The organism is Cystobacter fuscus (assembly GCF_002305875.1).
Taxonomy (GTDB): Bacteria; Myxococcota; Myxococcia; order Myxococcales; family Myxococcaceae; genus Cystobacter; species Cystobacter fuscus_A.
This window is the reverse complement of record NZ_CP022098.1, coordinates 12173217-12189892: the sequence shown is the minus strand read 5'-3', so window position 1 is coordinate 12189892 and position 16676 is coordinate 12173217. Positions and strand designations below refer to the sequence as shown.

At 69.3% G+C, this 16676-nt stretch carries 14 protein-coding genes; 8 read left to right on the top strand and 6 right to left on the bottom strand.

Translation table 11 applies throughout. From position 1 onward, the window contains the following. Positions 1 to 377 precede the first annotated feature (377 nt). Positions 378 to 1304, bottom strand: coding sequence for a heme-dependent oxidative N-demethylase family protein (locus tag CYFUS_RS49510; RefSeq protein ID WP_095991602.1), 927 nt, complete (start codon positions 1302 to 1304; stop codon positions 378 to 380). Between the two features lie 262 nt (positions 1305 to 1566). Between CYFUS_RS49510 and CYFUS_RS49505 the strand changes: the two genes are divergently transcribed. The 4 genes from CYFUS_RS49505 (at position 1567) to CYFUS_RS49490 (ending at position 6173) form a co-directional block, all read left to right on the top strand. Then, positions 1567 to 3351, top strand: coding sequence for a thiamine pyrophosphate-requiring protein (locus tag CYFUS_RS49505; RefSeq protein ID WP_095991601.1), 1785 nt, complete (start codon positions 1567 to 1569; stop codon positions 3349 to 3351). A 62-nt stretch (positions 3352 to 3413) separates the two neighbouring features. Continuing rightward, complete coding sequence (locus CYFUS_RS49500) at positions 3414 to 4565, top strand: zinc-dependent alcohol dehydrogenase (RefSeq protein WP_095991600.1); 1152 nt, start codon at positions 3414 to 3416, stop codon at positions 4563 to 4565. An 11-nt stretch (positions 4566 to 4576) separates the two neighbouring features. Then, a complete protein-coding gene (locus CYFUS_RS49495; protein ID WP_198316404.1) occupies positions 4577 to 4981 on the top strand; it encodes a hypothetical protein in 405 nt (134 codons plus the stop codon). 55 nt (positions 4982 to 5036) lie between these two features. Continuing rightward, positions 5037 to 6173 (top strand): aminotransferase class V-fold PLP-dependent enzyme, encoded by a 1137-nt coding sequence (locus CYFUS_RS49490; protein WP_095991599.1) that lies wholly within the window; start codon positions 5037 to 5039, stop codon positions 6171 to 6173. Between the two features lie 10 nt (positions 6174 to 6183). Here the strand turns inward: CYFUS_RS49490 and glgC are convergent, their stop codons facing one another. Continuing rightward, complete coding sequence (gene glgC / locus CYFUS_RS49485; RefSeq protein WP_095991598.1) at positions 6184 to 7434, bottom strand: glucose-1-phosphate adenylyltransferase; 1251 nt, start codon at positions 7432 to 7434, stop codon at positions 6184 to 6186. A gap of 240 nt (positions 7435 to 7674) precedes the next feature. Between glgC and CYFUS_RS49480 the strand changes: the two genes are divergently transcribed. Both CYFUS_RS49480 and pgm read left to right on the top strand, forming a co-directional pair. After that, a complete protein-coding gene (locus CYFUS_RS49480) occupies positions 7675 to 8106 on the top strand; it encodes a hypothetical protein (RefSeq protein WP_095991597.1) in 432 nt (143 codons plus the stop codon). 79 nt (positions 8107 to 8185) lie between these two features. Further along, positions 8186 to 9823 (top strand): phosphoglucomutase (alpha-D-glucose-1,6-bisphosphate-dependent), encoded by a 1638-nt coding sequence (gene pgm / locus CYFUS_RS49475; protein WP_095991596.1) that lies wholly within the window; start codon positions 8186 to 8188, stop codon positions 9821 to 9823. Positions 9824 to 9892: 69 nt separating this feature from the next. Here the strand turns inward: pgm and CYFUS_RS49470 are convergent, their stop codons facing one another. Together CYFUS_RS49470 and CYFUS_RS49465 are read right to left on the bottom strand one after the other, a co-directional pair. Next, a complete protein-coding gene (locus CYFUS_RS49470) occupies positions 9893 to 10456 on the bottom strand; it encodes a PIN domain-containing protein (RefSeq protein ID WP_095991595.1) in 564 nt (187 codons plus the stop codon). Between the two features lie 18 nt (positions 10457 to 10474). After that, positions 10475 to 10972: a helix-turn-helix domain-containing protein gene (locus CYFUS_RS49465; protein ID WP_232537262.1), complete on the bottom strand. Its 498-nt coding sequence runs from the start codon at positions 10970 to 10972 to the stop codon at positions 10475 to 10477. Between the two features lie 420 nt (positions 10973 to 11392). On the opposite strand from CYFUS_RS49465, the gene CYFUS_RS49460 reads away from it, so the two are divergent. Next, the gene (locus tag CYFUS_RS49460) at positions 11393 to 14473 is read left to right on the top strand and encodes a protein kinase domain-containing protein (RefSeq protein WP_198316403.1); all 3081 of its coding nucleotides are present in this window, start codon (positions 11393 to 11395) and stop codon (positions 14471 to 14473) included. A 33-nt stretch (positions 14474 to 14506) separates the two neighbouring features. Here the strand turns inward: CYFUS_RS49460 and CYFUS_RS49455 are convergent, their stop codons facing one another. Both CYFUS_RS49455 and CYFUS_RS49450 read right to left on the bottom strand, forming a co-directional pair. Next, entirely contained in the window at positions 14507 to 14836 is a 330-nt protein-coding gene (locus CYFUS_RS49455; RefSeq protein WP_095991593.1) for a Flp family type IVb pilin, read from the bottom strand. Positions 14837 to 14911: 75 nt separating this feature from the next. After that, a complete protein-coding gene (locus tag CYFUS_RS49450; RefSeq protein ID WP_095991592.1) occupies positions 14912 to 15904 on the bottom strand; it encodes an aldo/keto reductase in 993 nt (330 codons plus the stop codon). A 134-nt stretch (positions 15905 to 16038) separates the two neighbouring features. On the opposite strand from CYFUS_RS49450, the gene CYFUS_RS49445 reads away from it, so the two are divergent. After that, on the top strand, positions 16039 to 16674 hold the full coding sequence (locus tag CYFUS_RS49445) for a LysE family translocator (RefSeq protein WP_095991591.1): 636 nt from the start codon (positions 16039 to 16041) through the stop codon (positions 16672 to 16674). Positions 16675 to 16676: the final 2 nt, after the last annotated feature.

The window sequence follows — 16676 nt, the reverse complement described above, 5'->3', positions numbered from 1 at the left end:
GGGTTTTTCGATGTCGTTGCAGAAGTTGATGAAGACCGCGCCACCAGCGGCACACGAATCGAGGCAACGACTCAGATTGACCGGGCGCTTCCGCGGCTCCTCTTCCTTTCCTGGGGACTTGGGTTTCCTTGGAGGTTTACGCGCTCCCCCTCTTTCAGGACCAGATGAGAGGAGGGGTAGCTGATGCCATGGGGGCTCTGCCAGAAGCTCGAATCCTGGCAGAGTACAGGCCGTAATAAGCACGAGCGTGTGTGTCCAGGTCATGACGCGTCCTTGATGGCCATGCTAACCCAGGCCACGAAGCGTTAGCACTGAGGTAGCCACCGCCCTCCTCCGCCGCCGTGCAACCCCCATGGCGGCGGAGAGCGGCGCGCCGCTCAGGAGCGGGTACCCGGCTCGAGCCAGGCGAGGAGCTGGGGGAGGAAGGCGGTGAGGCCCTTGTAGTCGCGCGTCTCGGGGGGGAGGGTGCGCAGCACGCCCGCGAGCAGCCGGCGCCGCTCGGGATCCTCCACCTCGGTGGCCACCGGGGCGCGGTAGGTGTGGATGGTGAAGAGGATGGCGCCCGAGGTGGGCAGCATCGAGAGCGTCTGCCGCTCCAGCCGCAGGTAGCACTTCTCTCCGGCGTTGCGCGCGGTGACTTCCTGGCGCAGGTGGCGCCACTCGGGCTGGGTCCAGGGGGCGAGGTCGAGCTGGGGGGTGACGCTGATGCCCCAGTTGACGCGGGTGACGGGGCGGCCGGACTTGAGTCCGCGCATGAGGCGCACGGTGGCGCCGCCGAGCTGCTCGCCGAAGCCGGGCACGGTCGCGTGGATGTCGAGCACCGGGTGGCCCAGCTTGTCGGCGAGGCACCAGCCCGCGGGGAAGCAGAGCTGACCGGCGATGAGGGGCAGACCCTCGTGCGTGCCGTCCATGAGGAGCAGATCCTCCTGCACCTGGCGGCCGAGCCAGTCGAGCGGGGCGAGGGGGAGGCTGTCCGCTTCGCCGGGGATGAAGTGCGTCCGGGTGTCGAGCAGGTGGTTGTGCCAGTGCCAGGCGTCCGCCGTGCGCTCCAGGGTGAAGTGCTGGGGGTGCTGGTGGGCCATGAGCGGGAGCAGCTCGGTGACGGCCTCCCACTGCGCCGCGAGGGTGCGGGGGAGGGCGGCGAAGCGCACGCGCTGGGCATCGGCGAGCAGGGACTGCTTGAGCGCCAGCTCCTCGGCGTAATGCGGCTCCTCCACCTCGATGAGCGGCTCGCCCGGGCGGAGCGCGCGCACGCCGAGCCGCATCGCGAACAGCTCCTGCTCGAAAGGGAAATAGGGCAACACGGTGTCGGCTCCTCTCTCCTGGAGAAGTGTAAAGGATTGGGACCGCGGTGGGTGTTTCCGTTCGTTTCCGGCATCGACGGGGCGACGGAAGGAGCAGACGGACGAGCGGGCCCCCGGGTGCCCAGGGCTAGGGCGAGACGGGCTGCGAGGCAGGGAGAGCGGCCTGCTCCCGCTCGTGGGGGCGTGCGTAGGTTTGCGCCACGGCGGGGGCCGAGGCGGGGGGAGGTGTCCCTCCACGCGGTCAGCCCAGGGGAGACACGCCATGAGTGGCACCGTCAGCGACTACCTGCTCTACCGGTTGAGCCAGTGGGGCGTACGCCGCATCTACGGCTATCCGGGTGACGGCATCAACGGCGTGATGGGCGCGCTGCGGCGCAACTCCGAGTTCCAGTTCATCCAATCGCGCCACGAGGAGATGTCGGCCTTCATGGCGTGCGCGCACGCGAAGTTCACCGGCGAGGTGGGCGTGTGCATGGCGACGTCGGGGCCGGGGGCCATCCACCTGCTCAATGGCCTGTACGACGCGAAGCTCGACCATCAGCCGGTGGTGGCCATCGTGGGGCAGCAGGCGAGCATGGCGCTCGGGGGCCACTACCAGCAGGAGGTGGACCTGTCGACGCTCTTCAAGGACGTGGCGGCCGAGTACATCACCCTGGTGACGCACCCCTCGGCCATCCGCCACGCGGTGGATCGGGCGATGCGGATCGCCCAGGCCGAGCGCACGGTGACGTGCATCATCCTGCCCAACGACATCCAGGAGCAGCCCTACGAGTCGCCGCCGATGAAGCACGGCACGGTGCACTCGAGCGTGGGCTACAGCGCGCCGCGCGTGGTGCCCCAGGAGCGGGACTTGAGGCGCGCGGCGGACGTGCTCAACGCGGGCGGCAAGGTGGCGATGCTGGTGGGCGCGGGCGCGATGCGCGCGGTGCCCGAGGTGCTCGAGGTGGCGGACCTGCTGGGCGCGGGCGTGGCCAAGGCGCTGCTGGGCAAGGCGGTGCTGCCGGATGATCTGCCCTTCGTCACGGGCGCCATCGGTCTGCTCGGTACCCGGCCGAGCTGGGACCTGATGATGGGCTGCGACACGTTGCTCATGGTGGGCACGAGCTTCCCGTACTCGGAGTTCCTGCCGCCCGAGGGCCAGGCGCGGGCCGTGCAGATCGACCTGGACGGGCGCATGCTGGCCATCCGCTACCCGGTGGAGGTGCCGCTCACGGGCGACTCGAAGGAGACGCTGCGCGCGCTCATTCCGCTGCTCAAGTGCAAGGCGGATCGGAGCTGGCGCGAGGGGGTGGAGAAGGGCGTGCGCAAGTGGTGGAAGGTGGTAGAGGCCCAGGCGATGGTGGACGCCAACCCCATCAACCCGCAGCGCGTGTTCTCCGAGCTGTCGCCGAAGCTGCCGGACCGGGTGATTCTCGCGGCGGACTCGGGCTCGACGGCGAACTGGTTCGCGCGGGACTTGAAGATCCGCGGGGGGATGATGGCGTCGCTGTCGGGCAACCTGGCCACCATGGGCTGCGGGGTGCCGTATGCGATTGGGGCCAAGTTCGCCTACCCCGAGCGGCCCGTCATCGCGCTGGTGGGTGACGGGGCCATGCAGATGAATGGCAACAGCGAGCTCATCACCGTGGCGAAGTACTGGCGCGAGTGGAAGGATCCGCGCTTCATCGTCCTGGTGCTCAACAACCGCGACCTGAACATGGTGACGTGGGAGCAGCGGGTGCTCAACGGCGACCCCGAGTTCAAGGCCTCGCAGGAGCTGCCGGACTTCCCCTACGCGCGCTACGCGGACTCGATTGGCCTGCGCGGCATCCGGGTGGACAAGCCGGAGCAGATCGCCGGGGCGTGGGAGCGGGCGCTGGAGTCGGACCGGCCGGTGGTGCTGGAGGCGTACGTGGACCCCGACGTGCCGCCGCTGCCGCCGCACATCTCCCTGGAGCAGGCCAGACACTTCTCCGAGGCCCTCCTCAAGGGGGACCCCAGGTCGGCGGGCATCCTCAACCAGTCCATCAAGGCCATGGTGGAGAAGCTCAAGCCGCACAAGAGCTGACCCGCGTTTCACCTCAACACCCATCACCCGCGGCGGGCAAGCCGCGGCAGCAGGAGTGGTGCATGCAAGCGATGGTCTACGAAGGGCCCTACCGCGTGTCGGTGGGCAAGAAGCCGGATCCGGTCATCCTCCACACCAATGACGCCATCGTCCGGGTGACGCACACGGCCATCTGTGGCTCGGACCTGCACCTGTTGCACGGGCTCGTCACGGACACGCGCGTGGGGTGTACGTTCGGCCACGAGTTCGCCGGCGTGGTGGAGGAGGTGGGCCGCTCGGTGCGCAACCTCAAGCCCGGGGATCGGGTGGTGGTGCCCTTCAACATCTCGTGCGGCAGTTGCTTCTATTGCAAGCGCGGCCTGTTCGCCAACTGCGAGAGCAGCAACCCCAACAGCGACCTGGCCTCGGGGGTGTATGGTTATTCGCACACCACGGGCGGCTTCGAGGGCGGCCAGGCACAGTACGTGCGCGTGCCCTTCGCGGACGTGGGGCCGATGAAGATTCCGGACGACATGGAAGAGGAGGAGGTGCTCTTCCTGAGCGACATCCTGCCCACGGGCTACCAGGGGGCGGAGATGGGCAACATCCAGCCGGGGGACACGGTGGCGGTGTTCGGCTGCGGCCCGGTGGGCATCTTCGCCCAGAAGTCCGCGTGGCTCATGGGCGCCGGGCGCGTCATCGCCGTGGACCACATCCCCTACCGCCTGGAGTTCGCCAGGAAGTACAGCCAGGTGGAGACGCTCAACTTCAAGCAGGAGGAGGACATCATCTCCACCTTGAAGGAGATGACGGACGGGCGCGGGCCGGACGTGTGCATCGACGCGGTGGGCATGGAGGCCGAGGGCGAGACGCTCAACAACATCCTCGGCGTGAAGCTCAAGCTCCAGGCGGGCTCGCCCACGGCCATCAACTGGTCCATCAACGCCGTGCGCAAGGGGGGGACCATCTCCATCATCGGCGTGTACGGGCCCCCCTTCAACTTCATCTCCATCGGCACGGCGATGAACAAGGGCCTGACGATGCGCATGAACCAGTGCAACACCAAACGCTACATGGCCCACCTGCTGGAGCACATCCGCGCGGGGCGCATCGACGCCAAGGGCATCATCACCCACCGCTTCCCGCTGGCCGAGGTGTCCAAGGCGTACGACCTCTTCTCGGGCAAGAAGGACGGGTGCATCAAGTGCGTGCTGTTGCCGCACGGACACGCGTGAGGAGACCGGACATGGCACGGCGAGAACACACGGAAATCAATGGCTGGGGCGCGGACGAGGATCCGAGGAACCGGCCCGGAGTCCCCATGCTGCTCGAGCCCCGGGTGCGCGGTGGCGCGCACTGGGAGAAGCCCGAGCGCCAGCCACCTCCCGAGGTGCCCGTGTTCAAGCGCACGTCGCTCGAGGAGCTGACGCCCGTCTTCAGCACCGCCATTCCGCCCAGGGGGCTGAGCGGTCTTCTGCGGAGCGTGGCGTATGACATCCCCGAGCACTACTTCCGGCACGTGGCCCTGCTGCTGCTGGCGGACCGGGTGGACGTGCTGGAGTCGCGCGTGCGCACCCAGCCCGTGCGCACCCTGGGCACCGTGCTGGGCCTGGCGGGCGGGAGCTGGCTGCTCAGCCGCCTGCGCAAGTAGACACGCGCAGACAGAAGGCGGGCGCGGGGTCCCTGGGGCGCTATGCTCCGGGCCCATGCGCCTGCCCTGCCAACGCCACCTGTTCGACCTGCCCGAGGGCCTCACCTGGCTCAACTGCGCGTACATGTCGCCCCAGTCCCACGCCGTGACGGAGGCGGGGCGCGAGGCGGTGGTGCGCAAGGCGCGGCCCTGGCTGTTGCGGCCCGAGGACTTCTTCTCCGAGTCGGAGGCGCTGCGCCGGCTCTTCGCGAGCCTGGTGGAGGCGGACGCGGAGGGCGTGGCGCTGGTGCCCTCGGTGAGCTACGGCATGGCGGTGGCGGCGTCCAACGTGCCGGTGCGCGTGGGCCAGCGCCTGCTGGTGCTCGCCGAGGAGTTCCCCTCCAACGTGTACCCCTGGCGGGAGCTGGCCGGGCGCTCGGGCGGGCAGATGGTCACCGTGCGCCGGCCTCCGGACGGGGACTGGACGCGCGCGGTGCTCGCCGAGCTGGACGAGCGCGCGGCGCTGGTGGCGCTGCCGCACTGTCACTGGACGGATGGGAGCCTGGTGGACCTGGAGCGCGTGGGCGCCCGGGCGCGCGAGGTGGGCGCGGTGCTGGCGGTGGACGCGACGCAGTCGCTGGGCGCGCTGCCCCTGAGCGTGGAGCGGGTGCGGCCGGACTTCCTCGTGACGGCGGGCTACAAGTGGATGATGGGGCCCTACAGCCTGGGCTACCTCTACGTGGCGCCGCGCTGGCGCGAGGGCCGCCCGCTGGAGCACAACTGGCTCACGCGCGCGGGCAGCGAGGACTTCGCGCGCCTGGTGGACTACCGGGACGACTTCCAGCCGGGGGCGCGCCGCTTCGACGTGGGCGAGCGCAGCAACTTCGCGCTCGTGCCCATGGCGCTCGCGGCCCTGCGCCAGCTGTCCTCCTGGGGCGTGGCGGACATCCAGGAGACGGTGGGCGCGCTGACGGCGCGGCTGGCGTCCGGGGCGCGCTCGATGGGGCTGGAGGTGGCGCCCGAGGGCCTGCGCGCCGGTCACCTCATGGGCCTGCGCAACCCGGGGGGCTATCCCCCGGACGTGACGGCGAAGCTCGCGGCGCGCCGGGTGTTCGTGAGCGTGCGCGGTGACAGCCTGCGCGTCTCGCCCCACCTGTACAACACGGAGGCGGACGTGGACCGCCTCCTCGAGGAACTGGACACGTTCGCGTGAGCGCGCGGCCTCAGTCGAACTTGTAGTTCTTGGGCACCACGACGATGCCGCTGTCCGTCACGGTGAAGCCGCGCGCCTTGTCCTGCTCCCGGTCGTAGCCAATCTTCGTGTGGGGTGGCACGCGCACGCCCTTGTCGATGATGGCGTTCTTCACGTGGGCGTGCCGGCCGATGTCCACCTCGTCGAAGAGCACCGAGCGCTCCACGAGCGAGTAGGAGTTCACCCGGACGCGGCGCGACAGGATGCTCTGGCGCACGGTGCCGCCGGAGATGATGCTGCCGCCGGCCACCATGGAGTCCAGCGCCCGTCCCATGCGCTCGCCCGCCTCGTGGACGAACTTGGCCGGAGGGCTGAACTCCACCGCGGTGCGCAGCGGCCACTCCGGGTTGAAGACGTCGAACTCGGGGTTGGCCGACACCAGATCCATGCTGGCCTCGTGGTAGGCCTCGAGCGTGCCCACGTCGCGCCAGTACGTGTTGGCGCGGTCCTGGCCGGGGATGGGGTTGGAGTGAAAGTCATACGACTGGATGTGGTAGCCGTCGCGCAGCGCGCGCGGCAGCACGTCCTTGCCGAAGTCGTGCTGGCTGCCCTCGGTCTTCGCGTCGATCTCCAGCAGCTCCTCGAGCACCTTCCTCTTGAAGATGTAGTTGCCCATGCTGGCCAGCGCGTGCGTGGGCTTGTGCGGCATGGCCGGGGGGTTCTTCACCTTCTCCTGGAAGTCGGTGATGCGGCCGCGCTCGTCGATCTGCATGACGCCGAAGCGGTGCGCCTCGGCGAGCGGCGTGGGGTAGGCGGCGATGGTGATGTCGGCGCGCGCGGCCTCGTGCTGCTCGAGCATGTGCGCCACGTTCATCTTGTAGATGTGATCACCGGAGAAGATGGCCACGTTGTCGGCGCGGTAGTTCTCCACCAGGTGGAGGTTCTGGTAGATGGCGTCCGCCGTGCCGCGGTACCACACCGGGCCCAGCTCCTCGTAGAGGTACATCTGCGCGGGCACCAGGGTGATGAAGTAGTCGGCGAGCAGCCCCGAGCCGAAGCGCCAGCCACGCTGGATGTGCTCGGTGAGCGACTGCGCCTTGAACTGCGTGAGCACGTAGATGGAGTAGACGCCCGAGTTGAGGAAGTTGCTCAACGCGAAGTCGATGATGCGGAACTTCGAGCCGAACGGCACGGCGGGCTTGGAGCGTTTGGCCGTCAAGGGCGCCAGGCGTGTGCCCTGGCCTCCCGCGAGAATCATTCCGAGGATGCGCTTGCTGCTCATTCGTGGGTGAACCCCCTCTGGGCGCGGCAGTATAGGAGGCTGTTCACGGAAGGCGCGGTTCTCTTCTACTTCCTCGATTCATGCCGCACGGCGGCATGATTGGGGACCCAACGCCACGGGTGCGCGGCCGCTCCGTTCCCGGGGGAGCGGCCGGCCACGCGAGGGCCGCCTGTCACTCGCGAGCGCGCTGCTCATATTCGCCTCGGCGCACACACCACGGAATTTTCGAAGGAGGGGCGTATGACGAGGACCAGGCTGTTGTGGACCGGACTTTTCGCGGGAGCGATGGCGTTGGGGACGGCGTGCTCGTCGGACATGTCCGCCCGGCGCTCGGAGCCGGCACCCGTTCCCCAGGTGGGGCAGCCCTCCGAGGTGGGCACGGGCGGCGCGGGGGATGAATCCGGGAAGGGCAACACGGGCGTGTATGACGACTACTCGGTGCCGCAAGAGGACCGCGGGAGCACCGGGGGCTCGGGCTACGAGGATTCGGTGACGAACCCGGACGCGAGTGGCACGAGCAACTCCAAGGAGGACGTGCGCGACCAGGATCCCTCGCAGGATCCAGGCACGGGCGGCTCTGGCTACGAGGAGGACAGCCAGATGTTCGAGGAGAGCCAGGAACTGGGCGGCAGCCGCTTCCCTGGAGACAAGGCCGTTCCCCAGCACCTGTAGCCCCTGATGCGGGCGTGAACGGGACAACATCGCGGAAAACGGGACGTGCCGGAGGGGCGCGCGGCGCTAGAGTGGCCGCGTGGCCCATCAATACGCTGGCAAGCCCCCTCCCGATTCCATCCTCATCAACCCCGACACCCTGCGCTCGCAGTACTACTCGGAGCTGCCGGACGTGCGCGAGCCCGAGCAACGCGTGGCGTTTGGCACCTCGGGTCATCGTGGCTCGGCCGCGCGCCGCAGCTTCAACGAGGCGCACATCCTGGCTGTCGTTCAGGCCATCTGCGAGTACCGGGAGAAGCAGGGCATCAACGGCCCGCTGTTCCTGGGCATGGACACGCACGCGCTGAGCGAGCCCGCGCAGCGCACGGCGCTCGAGGTGCTCGCGGCCAACGAGGTGCGCGTGCGCTACACGCCCGGCGCGACGCCCACGCCCGTCATCTCCCACGCCATCCTCACCTACAACCGGGGGCGGCAGACGGGCCTGGCCGACGGCATCGTCATCACTCCCTCGCACAACCCGCCCGAGGACGGCGGCATCAAGTACAACCCGCCCAACGGCGGCCCGGCGGACACCAACATCACGAGCTGGATGGAGAAGCGCGCCAACGAGCTGCTCGGCTCGGGCAACGCGGCGGTGCGGCGCATGCCCATCGAGCGCGCGCAGAACGTGGCCCATCTGGAGCGCTACGACTTCATCACCCCGTACGTGGAAGACTTGCGCAACGTGGTGGACCTGGACGTGGTGCGCGGGGCGAAGCTGTCGATTGGCGCGGATCCGCTGGGGGGCTCGAACCTGGACTACTGGGAGCCCATCGCCGCGCGCTACGGGCTCAACCTCCAGGTGGTGAACAAGACGGTGGACCCCACCTTCCGCTTCATGCGCGTGGACCATGACGGGAAGATCCGCATGGACTGCTCGTCGCCCTACGCCATGGCGGGGCTGGTGGAGCTCAAGGACCGCTACGACATCGCGTTCGGCAACGACACGGACTCGGACCGGCATGGCATCGTGACGAGGAGCGTGGGGTTGATGAACCCCAACCACTACCTGTCCGTGGCCATCAGCTATCTCTACCGCAACCGGCCCCAGTGGAAGCAGGACGTGGGAGTGGGCAAGACGCTGGTGAGCAGCAGCATGATCGACCGCGTGGCGGGGGACCTGGGCAGGCGCGTGGTGGAAGTGCCGGTGGGCTTCAAGTGGTTCGTGGACGGGCTCTTGGATGGCTCGCTGGGCTTTGGCGGCGAGGAGAGCGCGGGTGCGTCCTTCCTGCGCCACGACGGCACCGTGTGGTCCACGGACAAGGATGGCATCATCCTGGACCTGCTGGCGGTGGAGATATTGGCGCGCACGGGCAAGGACCCGGGCGTGCACTACCAGGAGCTGACGAAGAAGTTCGGCGCGCCGCTGTACACGCGGATTGATCAGCCGGCCACGTCCGCGCAGAAGGCGGTGCTCAAGAAGCTGTCGCCGGAGGCGGTGCGGGCCACGACGCTGGCGGGCGAGCCCATCACCCAGCGGCTCACGCGCGCGCCGGGGAACAACGCGGAGCTGGGCGGGCTGAAGGTGGTGGCGGACAACGGGTGGTTCGCGGCGCGGCCCTCGGGTACGGAGGACGTGTACAAGATCTACGCGGAGAGCTTCCGGGACCAGGCGCACCTGGACGCGCTGGTGAACGAGGCGCGGCAGATCGTCGGCGACGCGTTCTCGCGCGGCTGAAGCCGGGAGCGAGGTGGAAATGCTGCAGGACGGCAGAGGCCAATGCCGTCCGAACGCAGTTGAGCGGGGTCAAATCAGGGGGCGATGGCGGCGGACCTCCTCGACGAACCCGGGGACGGACTTCGCCAATCCATCCAGAAGCTGAGCGAGCGTCATGGGAGGCTTTCTGAGAGCCTCGGCTTGAGCACACAGCACTTCCATCATGATGAGCCGGTTTTGATCGAAGAGGTGCTGGAGGAACGTGTCCGGATCCTGGGCCTGGATTCTGGGGGGCAGGTGCTCTTTTCGGAAGTCACGCAGGTTGCTCGTCACGATGGTCTGGGCGCCAACATGCACCGCCACGGCGAGGACGTGCCGATCATTGACGTCATTGCGCATCGCCGGAATGAGCCAGTCATGTCCCGAGACCATGGCTTCGGGAAATGCCTCCTTCATCGCGCGGATGAGCTTGGTGGCCTTCTCTTCTGGAAGCTGGAGGGCCCGGATGAGGTTGCGTCGTACCTCGTCCAGGATCTCCTCTGACCAGTAGGGCTGGATGAGCCCTTCATTGGCGGCGCGGAGCAGAGTGTCCCGGATGCTGAGCGGAATGAGCACGTTCGCATCGAGAACAACCGGGAATGAGGCGGGAAACACAGTGTACGAGCCTGGGACTCATTCCAACTCGGGATAGCCGCCCGCGTCTTGTGTCTCCTGGCTCATCGCATCGAGCTGTGCGCGACGTTCACGCTTCCTCTGTGCGCGGTACTCCAGGACGTCCTTGCTGTAGAGCCGCCGGTGTGTACCCGTGCGGTGGAAGGGGATCTTCCCCTCATCGAGGAGTTGCACGAGGTATTGTCGTGACACGTTGAGCAGGTTCGCCGCTTCTTGGGTCGTGAGTTCCTGGTGCACGGGTACGACCGTGACGGCATCTCCCGATGCCAGGATGGCCAGGAGTTGCTTCAGGAGGGTGAGGACGTCCGCGGGAAGTCGCTCGGACGTGTAGTCGGGTCCGATCAGGCCGAATCGAGGCTGACCTTCTTCGTCGCGGAGGTCTCGGTTGACGAGCTGCATGAGCCGCTGAACTTGATGCAGGGTGGCCTCGGTCGCGGCAATAGGCTCTAGGGCCCGCGGAGCATCGAGGACATCAGGAGAAGAATGTTGTGCGGTCATATGCCCCTCCATGGGCGGACAGACGCAGTGGAATCGTCGGTTGCACACAACTGTGTTGACGTAACAATGCGTACATTCGACGTAACCGCAAGCCGATTTCGACATGTACGTGTGTAGAATCGAGATATGGATCCAACCCATTGAAATCAGGTGGGTTTTGGACCGTCCTCCGTTCTGCTCCCTTGGCGGCTGAGACGCCTGGTTGCTGTAAGTGCAACCAATGGCCCTCCATCCCCTCGTGGAAACGCCCTTCTCCCTGGTTGCCCAGTGTCGGCGCCGTGCGTGTACGAGAAGAAGCACGTGCGATTCGCAGTCGATGATTGGAGGGGTAGCCTCCTGGAGTCTCCGTCATGCATGCCTGGGGAGCACCGGGCTCGTCCGGGTCCAGTCGGGGACGGCTATGCTTCGAACCACCCCTCCATGGCCTCCCCGCCTCGTCCTCCCTCCGCGCAGCCTCCCTCTCCAGCGTGTCTGAAGCCGCACGAGGTCTCCCTCTTCCTCCAGGGACAGCTTCCTCCCGAGCGGCGGCAGCGGGTGGAGGCCCACCTGGGCGGGTGCGCGCGGTGCCGGGCGGAACTCGCCCCGACCGCCGCGGATCCCCCCCGCGACTCGCGCCCCGCCGCCCCGGTGCGGCCCTCCGAGCCTCCCTCCCAGGACACGACGCGCACGGAGGACTCCCAGGACGCGACGCGCGCCGAGGGCTCCCGGGCAGCGCCGCGACCCCAGGCCTCCGCCGCACCCCAGGACTTCGAGCCCGGCAGCCGCGTGGGCCGCTACGTCATCGAGCGCGTGCTGGGCACCGGTGGCATGGGCGCCGTCTACCTGGCTCATGACCCCGAGCTGCACCGTCGGGTGGCCATCAAGCGGCTGCACTCCTGGATGTCCGAGCGCCCGGAGCACGAGGAGCACAAGACCCGCTTCCTGCGCGAGGCGCAGGCCATGGCGAGCGTCTCGCATCCCAACGTGGTCACCATCCATGACCTGCTCCACGTCGAGGGCCGGTTCTTCGTGGCCATGGAATACGTGGAGGGCACCACGCTGCGCGAGTGGTCCCGGACGCCCCGCTCCACGCGTCAGATCCTGGAGATCTTCCGTCATGCAGGCGCGGGGCTGGCCGCCGCGCACGCCGCGGGCCTCATCCACCGCGACATCAAGCCGAGCAACATCCTCATCGGCGTGGACGGCTCGGTGCGGGTGTCGGACTTCGGACTGGCCCGCTCCCGGGAGGGCCTCCCGGACGCCCCACGGTCCGAGGGCGCACCCGGACAGGAGCGGTGGCTCGGCCAGGAGTTGACCCGGGCGGGGTTGGTGGTGGGCACGCCCGGGTACATGGCGCCCGAGCAGATGACCCTCCTGTTCCCCGTCGACGAGCGCAGCGACCAGTTCAGCTTCTGCGTGGCGCTGTACGAGACGCTCCACGGCTGTCGGCCCTTCGCGGGTGACAACGACGCGGAAGTGGAGTGGAACATCCGGACCCGGCGCTTCCAGCCCTCGAGCACCCGCACCCGCGTGCCGCCGTGGTTGAGCGACGTGGTGCTGCGTGGGTTGAGCCATGACCCCAAGGAGCGCTTCCCCAGCATGGAGGCGCTGCTCCAAGCGCTCGCGAGAGACCCCGCGCGCGAGCAGGAGAGCGCCCGGAACCGGGTGCGACGGCGGGTGCGGCGCGGCGTGCTGCTGGGCGCGCTGGCCACCGCGCTCGTGATGGCCCTGGCGCCCACGCACGCCTGGCGCGGCTTCGAGGAGCGCGCGCAGGGGTTGCTGCTGACGGCCCGTCCCCGGCCGTGGAACAAGCAGGTGGTGCTGCTCGCCATCGATCAGCCCACCATCGACACGGTGGGCTGGCCCCAGCCACGCCACGTCCAGGCGAGGATGGTGGAGGCGCTCGGGCGGGCCGGGGTGAAGGCGCTCGGAATCGACTCCTTCCTCTACCTGCCGGCGCGAGACGGCCCCAGCGCGGACGCGGCCCTGGGCGAGGCCATCGCCCGGTACGGCCGGGTGGTGCTGGCCGCGCCCTGTACCTTCGAGGCCAACGACAAGGCCCAGGCGCTGGCCCAGCGGCTCGAGTCCTCCTCCCTCGCCCCGGGCCCCTCGCCCCGCTTCGGGTGCCAGGGCGTGCTCGCGCCCCAGGAGCCCCTGCTGCGCGGCTCGGTGGTGGCGCAGGTGGAGGTGGCGCGCTCGGCCTCCGGCAACGTCCGCGGCGCATACCTGTTGTCGAACCTGGCGGGACGGGCCCTGCCCACGTTCGCGCTGGGCATGTACATGCGGGGCCTGGGGCTGCCCATCTCCGACATCCTCCAGGAGCCGGACGGCGTGCGACTGGGTGCCCTGCACGTGCCCACCGACGACAGCAGCGCCGTGCTGGCCAGCTTCCGCAGGCCCGGGGCCACGGACGTGCTCTCCTACGGCGCGCTCTACGCGGAGCTCGCCCAGGCACGCGAGCCCGTCTTCCCCCCGGCGCTGGCCGAGCACCTCAAGGACAAGTACGTGCTGGTGGGGCAGACGGCGGAGAGCGTGCGCGACCTGGGCCCCTTCGCCAATGGTCAGACGTTGCCGCTGGTGCTGCTGCACGCCTCGCTCCTGAGCGATCTGCTGGAGGCGCGGCCCGTGCGCGAGCTGCCCCTGGGACTGCAACTCGCGCTCATCGCCCTGTGTGGCGCGCTGCTGACGGGGGCGGTGCTGGTGCTGCGCCCCTCGCTGACGTTCGCCTCGGTGCTGGTGGTGCTGCTCGGGGTGGTGGGCGGAGCGCTGCTGCTGGCCGAGCGCGGGGTGGTGCTCGGGCCCCTGGGGCCCATGGTGGCCTCGGTACTGGTCTTCGGTCTGGTGCTCGCGGGGCGCATCTCCGCCGACGAGCAGGAGCGCTCGCGGATGCGTCACACCTTCGAGGGCTATGTGGATGACGCCGAGCTGGAGCGGCTGGTGTCCGCCTCGGAGGGGGTGCTGAGCCTGGAGGGCTCCCGCCAGCGCGTGTCGGTGCTGTTCGCCTGGGTGCAGGGTGCCACGGGCGCCCTGGAGCGCCTGCCTCCCGAGGAGGTGGTGGGCGAGCTGCGCGAGGTCCTCGACGGGGTGGTGCACGAGGTGCTCGCGCGCAAGGGGCGCGTGGACTCGCTGCGCGGCGAGGGGGTGCTCGCGGTGTTCGGGGATCCGCAGCGGATGGTGGACCATGCGCGGCGCGCGGTGGAGGCGGCGCTGGCGGTGCGGTCCCGGCTGGAGGCGCGGGCCACGTCCCGGGTGGCCCTGGAGGTGCGCGTGGGCGTGGCCACCGGCGAGGCGCTGGTGGGCAACGTGGGCTCGCGGGGGGGCCGGTGGGAGTACACGGTGCTCGGCTCGCCGATGGATCAGGCGCGGCAACTGGCGCGGCACGCCCCTCGAGGAGGCGTGCTCGTCTCGGCGGACACCCAGGCGTCGTGCGGAAGGCGGTTCGACTTCACCCCCACGCGCGGCACCGAGGCGGGACAGCTCGCCTTCGTGGTGCGGGACGGCGGCGGGAGTCAGGCCGCGTGACAGGCCATCTCGCGGGACTCGACCCCCACGGACCTATCTTTCCGCGCTCCCGGAGTTCGAGCTCCCGCCCGGGTTGCCCGTGTCGCCACTCGCGCCCTTGATGCTCCACTTGCTCAGGTCCGAGGAGGGCGCGGTCCCCCCGTTCTGCGCGGTCGATGCACCCGCGATGGATTCCGAGCTCGTCCCGAAGAGCTGGCGCAGGTTGTCGCCGAACAGCCCCACCACCCCGATCGTCCCCACGGCCACGAGGAACGTGATGAGGGCGAACTCGGTGAGGTTCTGACCCCTCCGGCGCCACGGCGCGGAGCTTCGGGGGGACGGAGCGAGGCGGGCGTTCATGAGGAGGCGCAGGTTAAGCAACATATAACGCGGAATTCCAGGACTTCCTCCGCGCCTCCGAAGGGAGGGCGGCGTGGGCAGGGAGTCGTCGTGCATGGCTCAGTTCCCCGGCGTCGGCGCGTGCGCGGGCAAAAGGCCCTCCTGCTTCAGCTCCCGCCAGAACGCGCCGGGGATGGACTGGCGCATCAGCTCCACGTTCTGGCGCACCCGCTCGCCGCTCTTGGCGCCGGGAATCACCGAGGCCACCACCGGATGCGCGGCGCAGAACTGGAGCGCCGCCGCCTTGATGTCCACGCCATGCCGCTGGCACACCGCCGCCACCCGGTCGCGCGCGGCCACCTGCTCGGGGGGTGCTTCCGCGTACTCGAACGTGCTGCCGCCCGCGAGCAGCCCCGAGTTGTAGGGGCCGCCCACCACCACCTTCACGCCGCGCGCGGCGCAGGCGGGAAACAGCGTGTCCAGCGCCGTGAGATCCAACAGGCTGTAGCGCCCCGCGAGCAGGAACACGTCTGGATCCGACTCCTCCAGCGCCTTCTGGCAGGCCTCCACCCGGTTCACCCCCAGCCCCCAGGCGCGGATGAGGCCCTCCTCGCGCATCCGCGTCAGCTCCCGCGCCGCTCCCTTCATCGCCGTGGCGAACACCTCCTTCCACCCCGGGCCGTGATGGTCCTCGGCCACGTCGTGGATGTAGGCCACGTCGATGCGCCCCACGCCGAGCCGCTGCAGGCTGTCCTCGATGGACCGGCGCGCGCCCTCGGCCGAGTAGTCGTACTGCACCCGGAAGGGCAGCACCCCGAGGAAGGGCCCCAGGTTCTCGGGCGCTCTCGGGTCGGGGAGGAGCAGCCGGCCCACCTTGGTGGACAGCACGTAGGCGTCGCGCTCGAAGCGGCGCAGCACGCGGCCGAAGCGGTGCTCGGACAGGCCACACCCGTACATGGGCGCGGTATCGAAGTAGCGGATGCCGCTGTCCCAGGCCGCCAGCAGGGCGCCCTCGGCCGTCTCCTCGTTCACGCGGTTGAACATGTTGCCCAGGGGGGCGCCCCCGAAGCCGAGCGGGCCGGGGGGTGAGAAACGCTTCGAGCTGTCGCGCATGGGGAATCCTCCTGGGGGCGTATGTACCGGCCCGGCGCGCCGGGACAAGGGCCCCGTGTGCGGCAGCGTTGAATGCAGAGCGGCGGCGTGCTCGGGGCCGCCCGGTCCGCCCGGTTCGGTGCTCCAATCCAGACATGGAGTTGCTCCTCACCGTGCTCGTCGCCTTCGCGTTCGGCTTCATCGGCTCCATGCCGCTGACGGGGCCCGTGGCGGTGATGGTGTTCTCCGAGTGCTTGCGAGGGCATCATGGCGTGGCCCTGCGCGTGGGCCTGGGCGCCGCGCTGGCGGAGGCCTGCTATGCCGCCGTGGCCTTCTGGGGCTTCACCCACTTCTTCTCCGCGCACCCCGCCGTGCTCCCCGTGTCCAAGGGCCTGAGCGCGCTGCTGCTCGTGGCGCTCGGGGTGTACTTCGCCCGGTGGTCCCCACGAGGGGACTCGGCGCTCGAGCCGGAGCGGCACGTGACGGGGTTCCTGGTGGGCTTCTCCGTGTCCGCGCTCAACCCCACGCTCCTGGCCACCTGGAGCGGCGTCGTTGCCTTCCTCTACGCGCGGCAGCTCGTCCACTTCACGCACCTGGGCGTGCTGCCCTTCGGATTCGGCGCGGGCGCGGGCGTGGCGTGCTGGGAGGCCGCGCTCGTGGGCCTGCTGTGGCGCCACGGCCGGCGCTTCTCCCTCCGCGCGATGACCTGGGTGGTGCGGGGCATGGGTGTCCTGCTGCTCGGGGGCTCTGTCGTCTCCGGGATGGATTTCGTCCGAAGCTTCCAGCGGTGAGC

Coding starts and splice junctions, on each gene's coding strand:
- CYFUS_RS49480 (WP_095991597.1), top strand. CDS start 7,675: ATGACGAGGACCAGGCTGTTGTGGACCGGACTTTTCGCGGGAGCGATG.
- CYFUS_RS49465 (WP_232537262.1), bottom strand. CDS start 10,972: ATGACCGCACAACATTCTTCTCCTGATGTCCTCGATGCTCCGCGGGCC.
- CYFUS_RS49495 (WP_198316404.1), top strand. CDS start 4,577: ATGGCACGGCGAGAACACACGGAAATCAATGGCTGGGGCGCGGACGAG.
- glgC (WP_095991598.1), bottom strand. CDS start 7,434: ATGAGCAGCAAGCGCATCCTCGGAATGATTCTCGCGGGAGGCCAGGGC.
- CYFUS_RS49505 (WP_095991601.1), top strand. CDS start 1,567: ATGAGTGGCACCGTCAGCGACTACCTGCTCTACCGGTTGAGCCAGTGG.
- CYFUS_RS49490 (WP_095991599.1), top strand. CDS start 5,037: ATGCGCCTGCCCTGCCAACGCCACCTGTTCGACCTGCCCGAGGGCCTC.
- CYFUS_RS49455 (WP_095991593.1), bottom strand. CDS start 14,836: ATGTTGCTTAACCTGCGCCTCCTCATGAACGCCCGCCTCGCTCCGTCC.
- CYFUS_RS49450 (WP_095991592.1), bottom strand. CDS start 15,904: ATGCGCGACAGCTCGAAGCGTTTCTCACCCCCCGGCCCGCTCGGCTTC.
- CYFUS_RS49460 (WP_198316403.1), top strand. CDS start 11,393: ATGGCCTCCCCGCCTCGTCCTCCCTCCGCGCAGCCTCCCTCTCCAGCG.
- CYFUS_RS49445 (WP_095991591.1), top strand. CDS start 16,039: ATGGAGTTGCTCCTCACCGTGCTCGTCGCCTTCGCGTTCGGCTTCATC.
- CYFUS_RS49500 (WP_095991600.1), top strand. CDS start 3,414: ATGCAAGCGATGGTCTACGAAGGGCCCTACCGCGTGTCGGTGGGCAAG.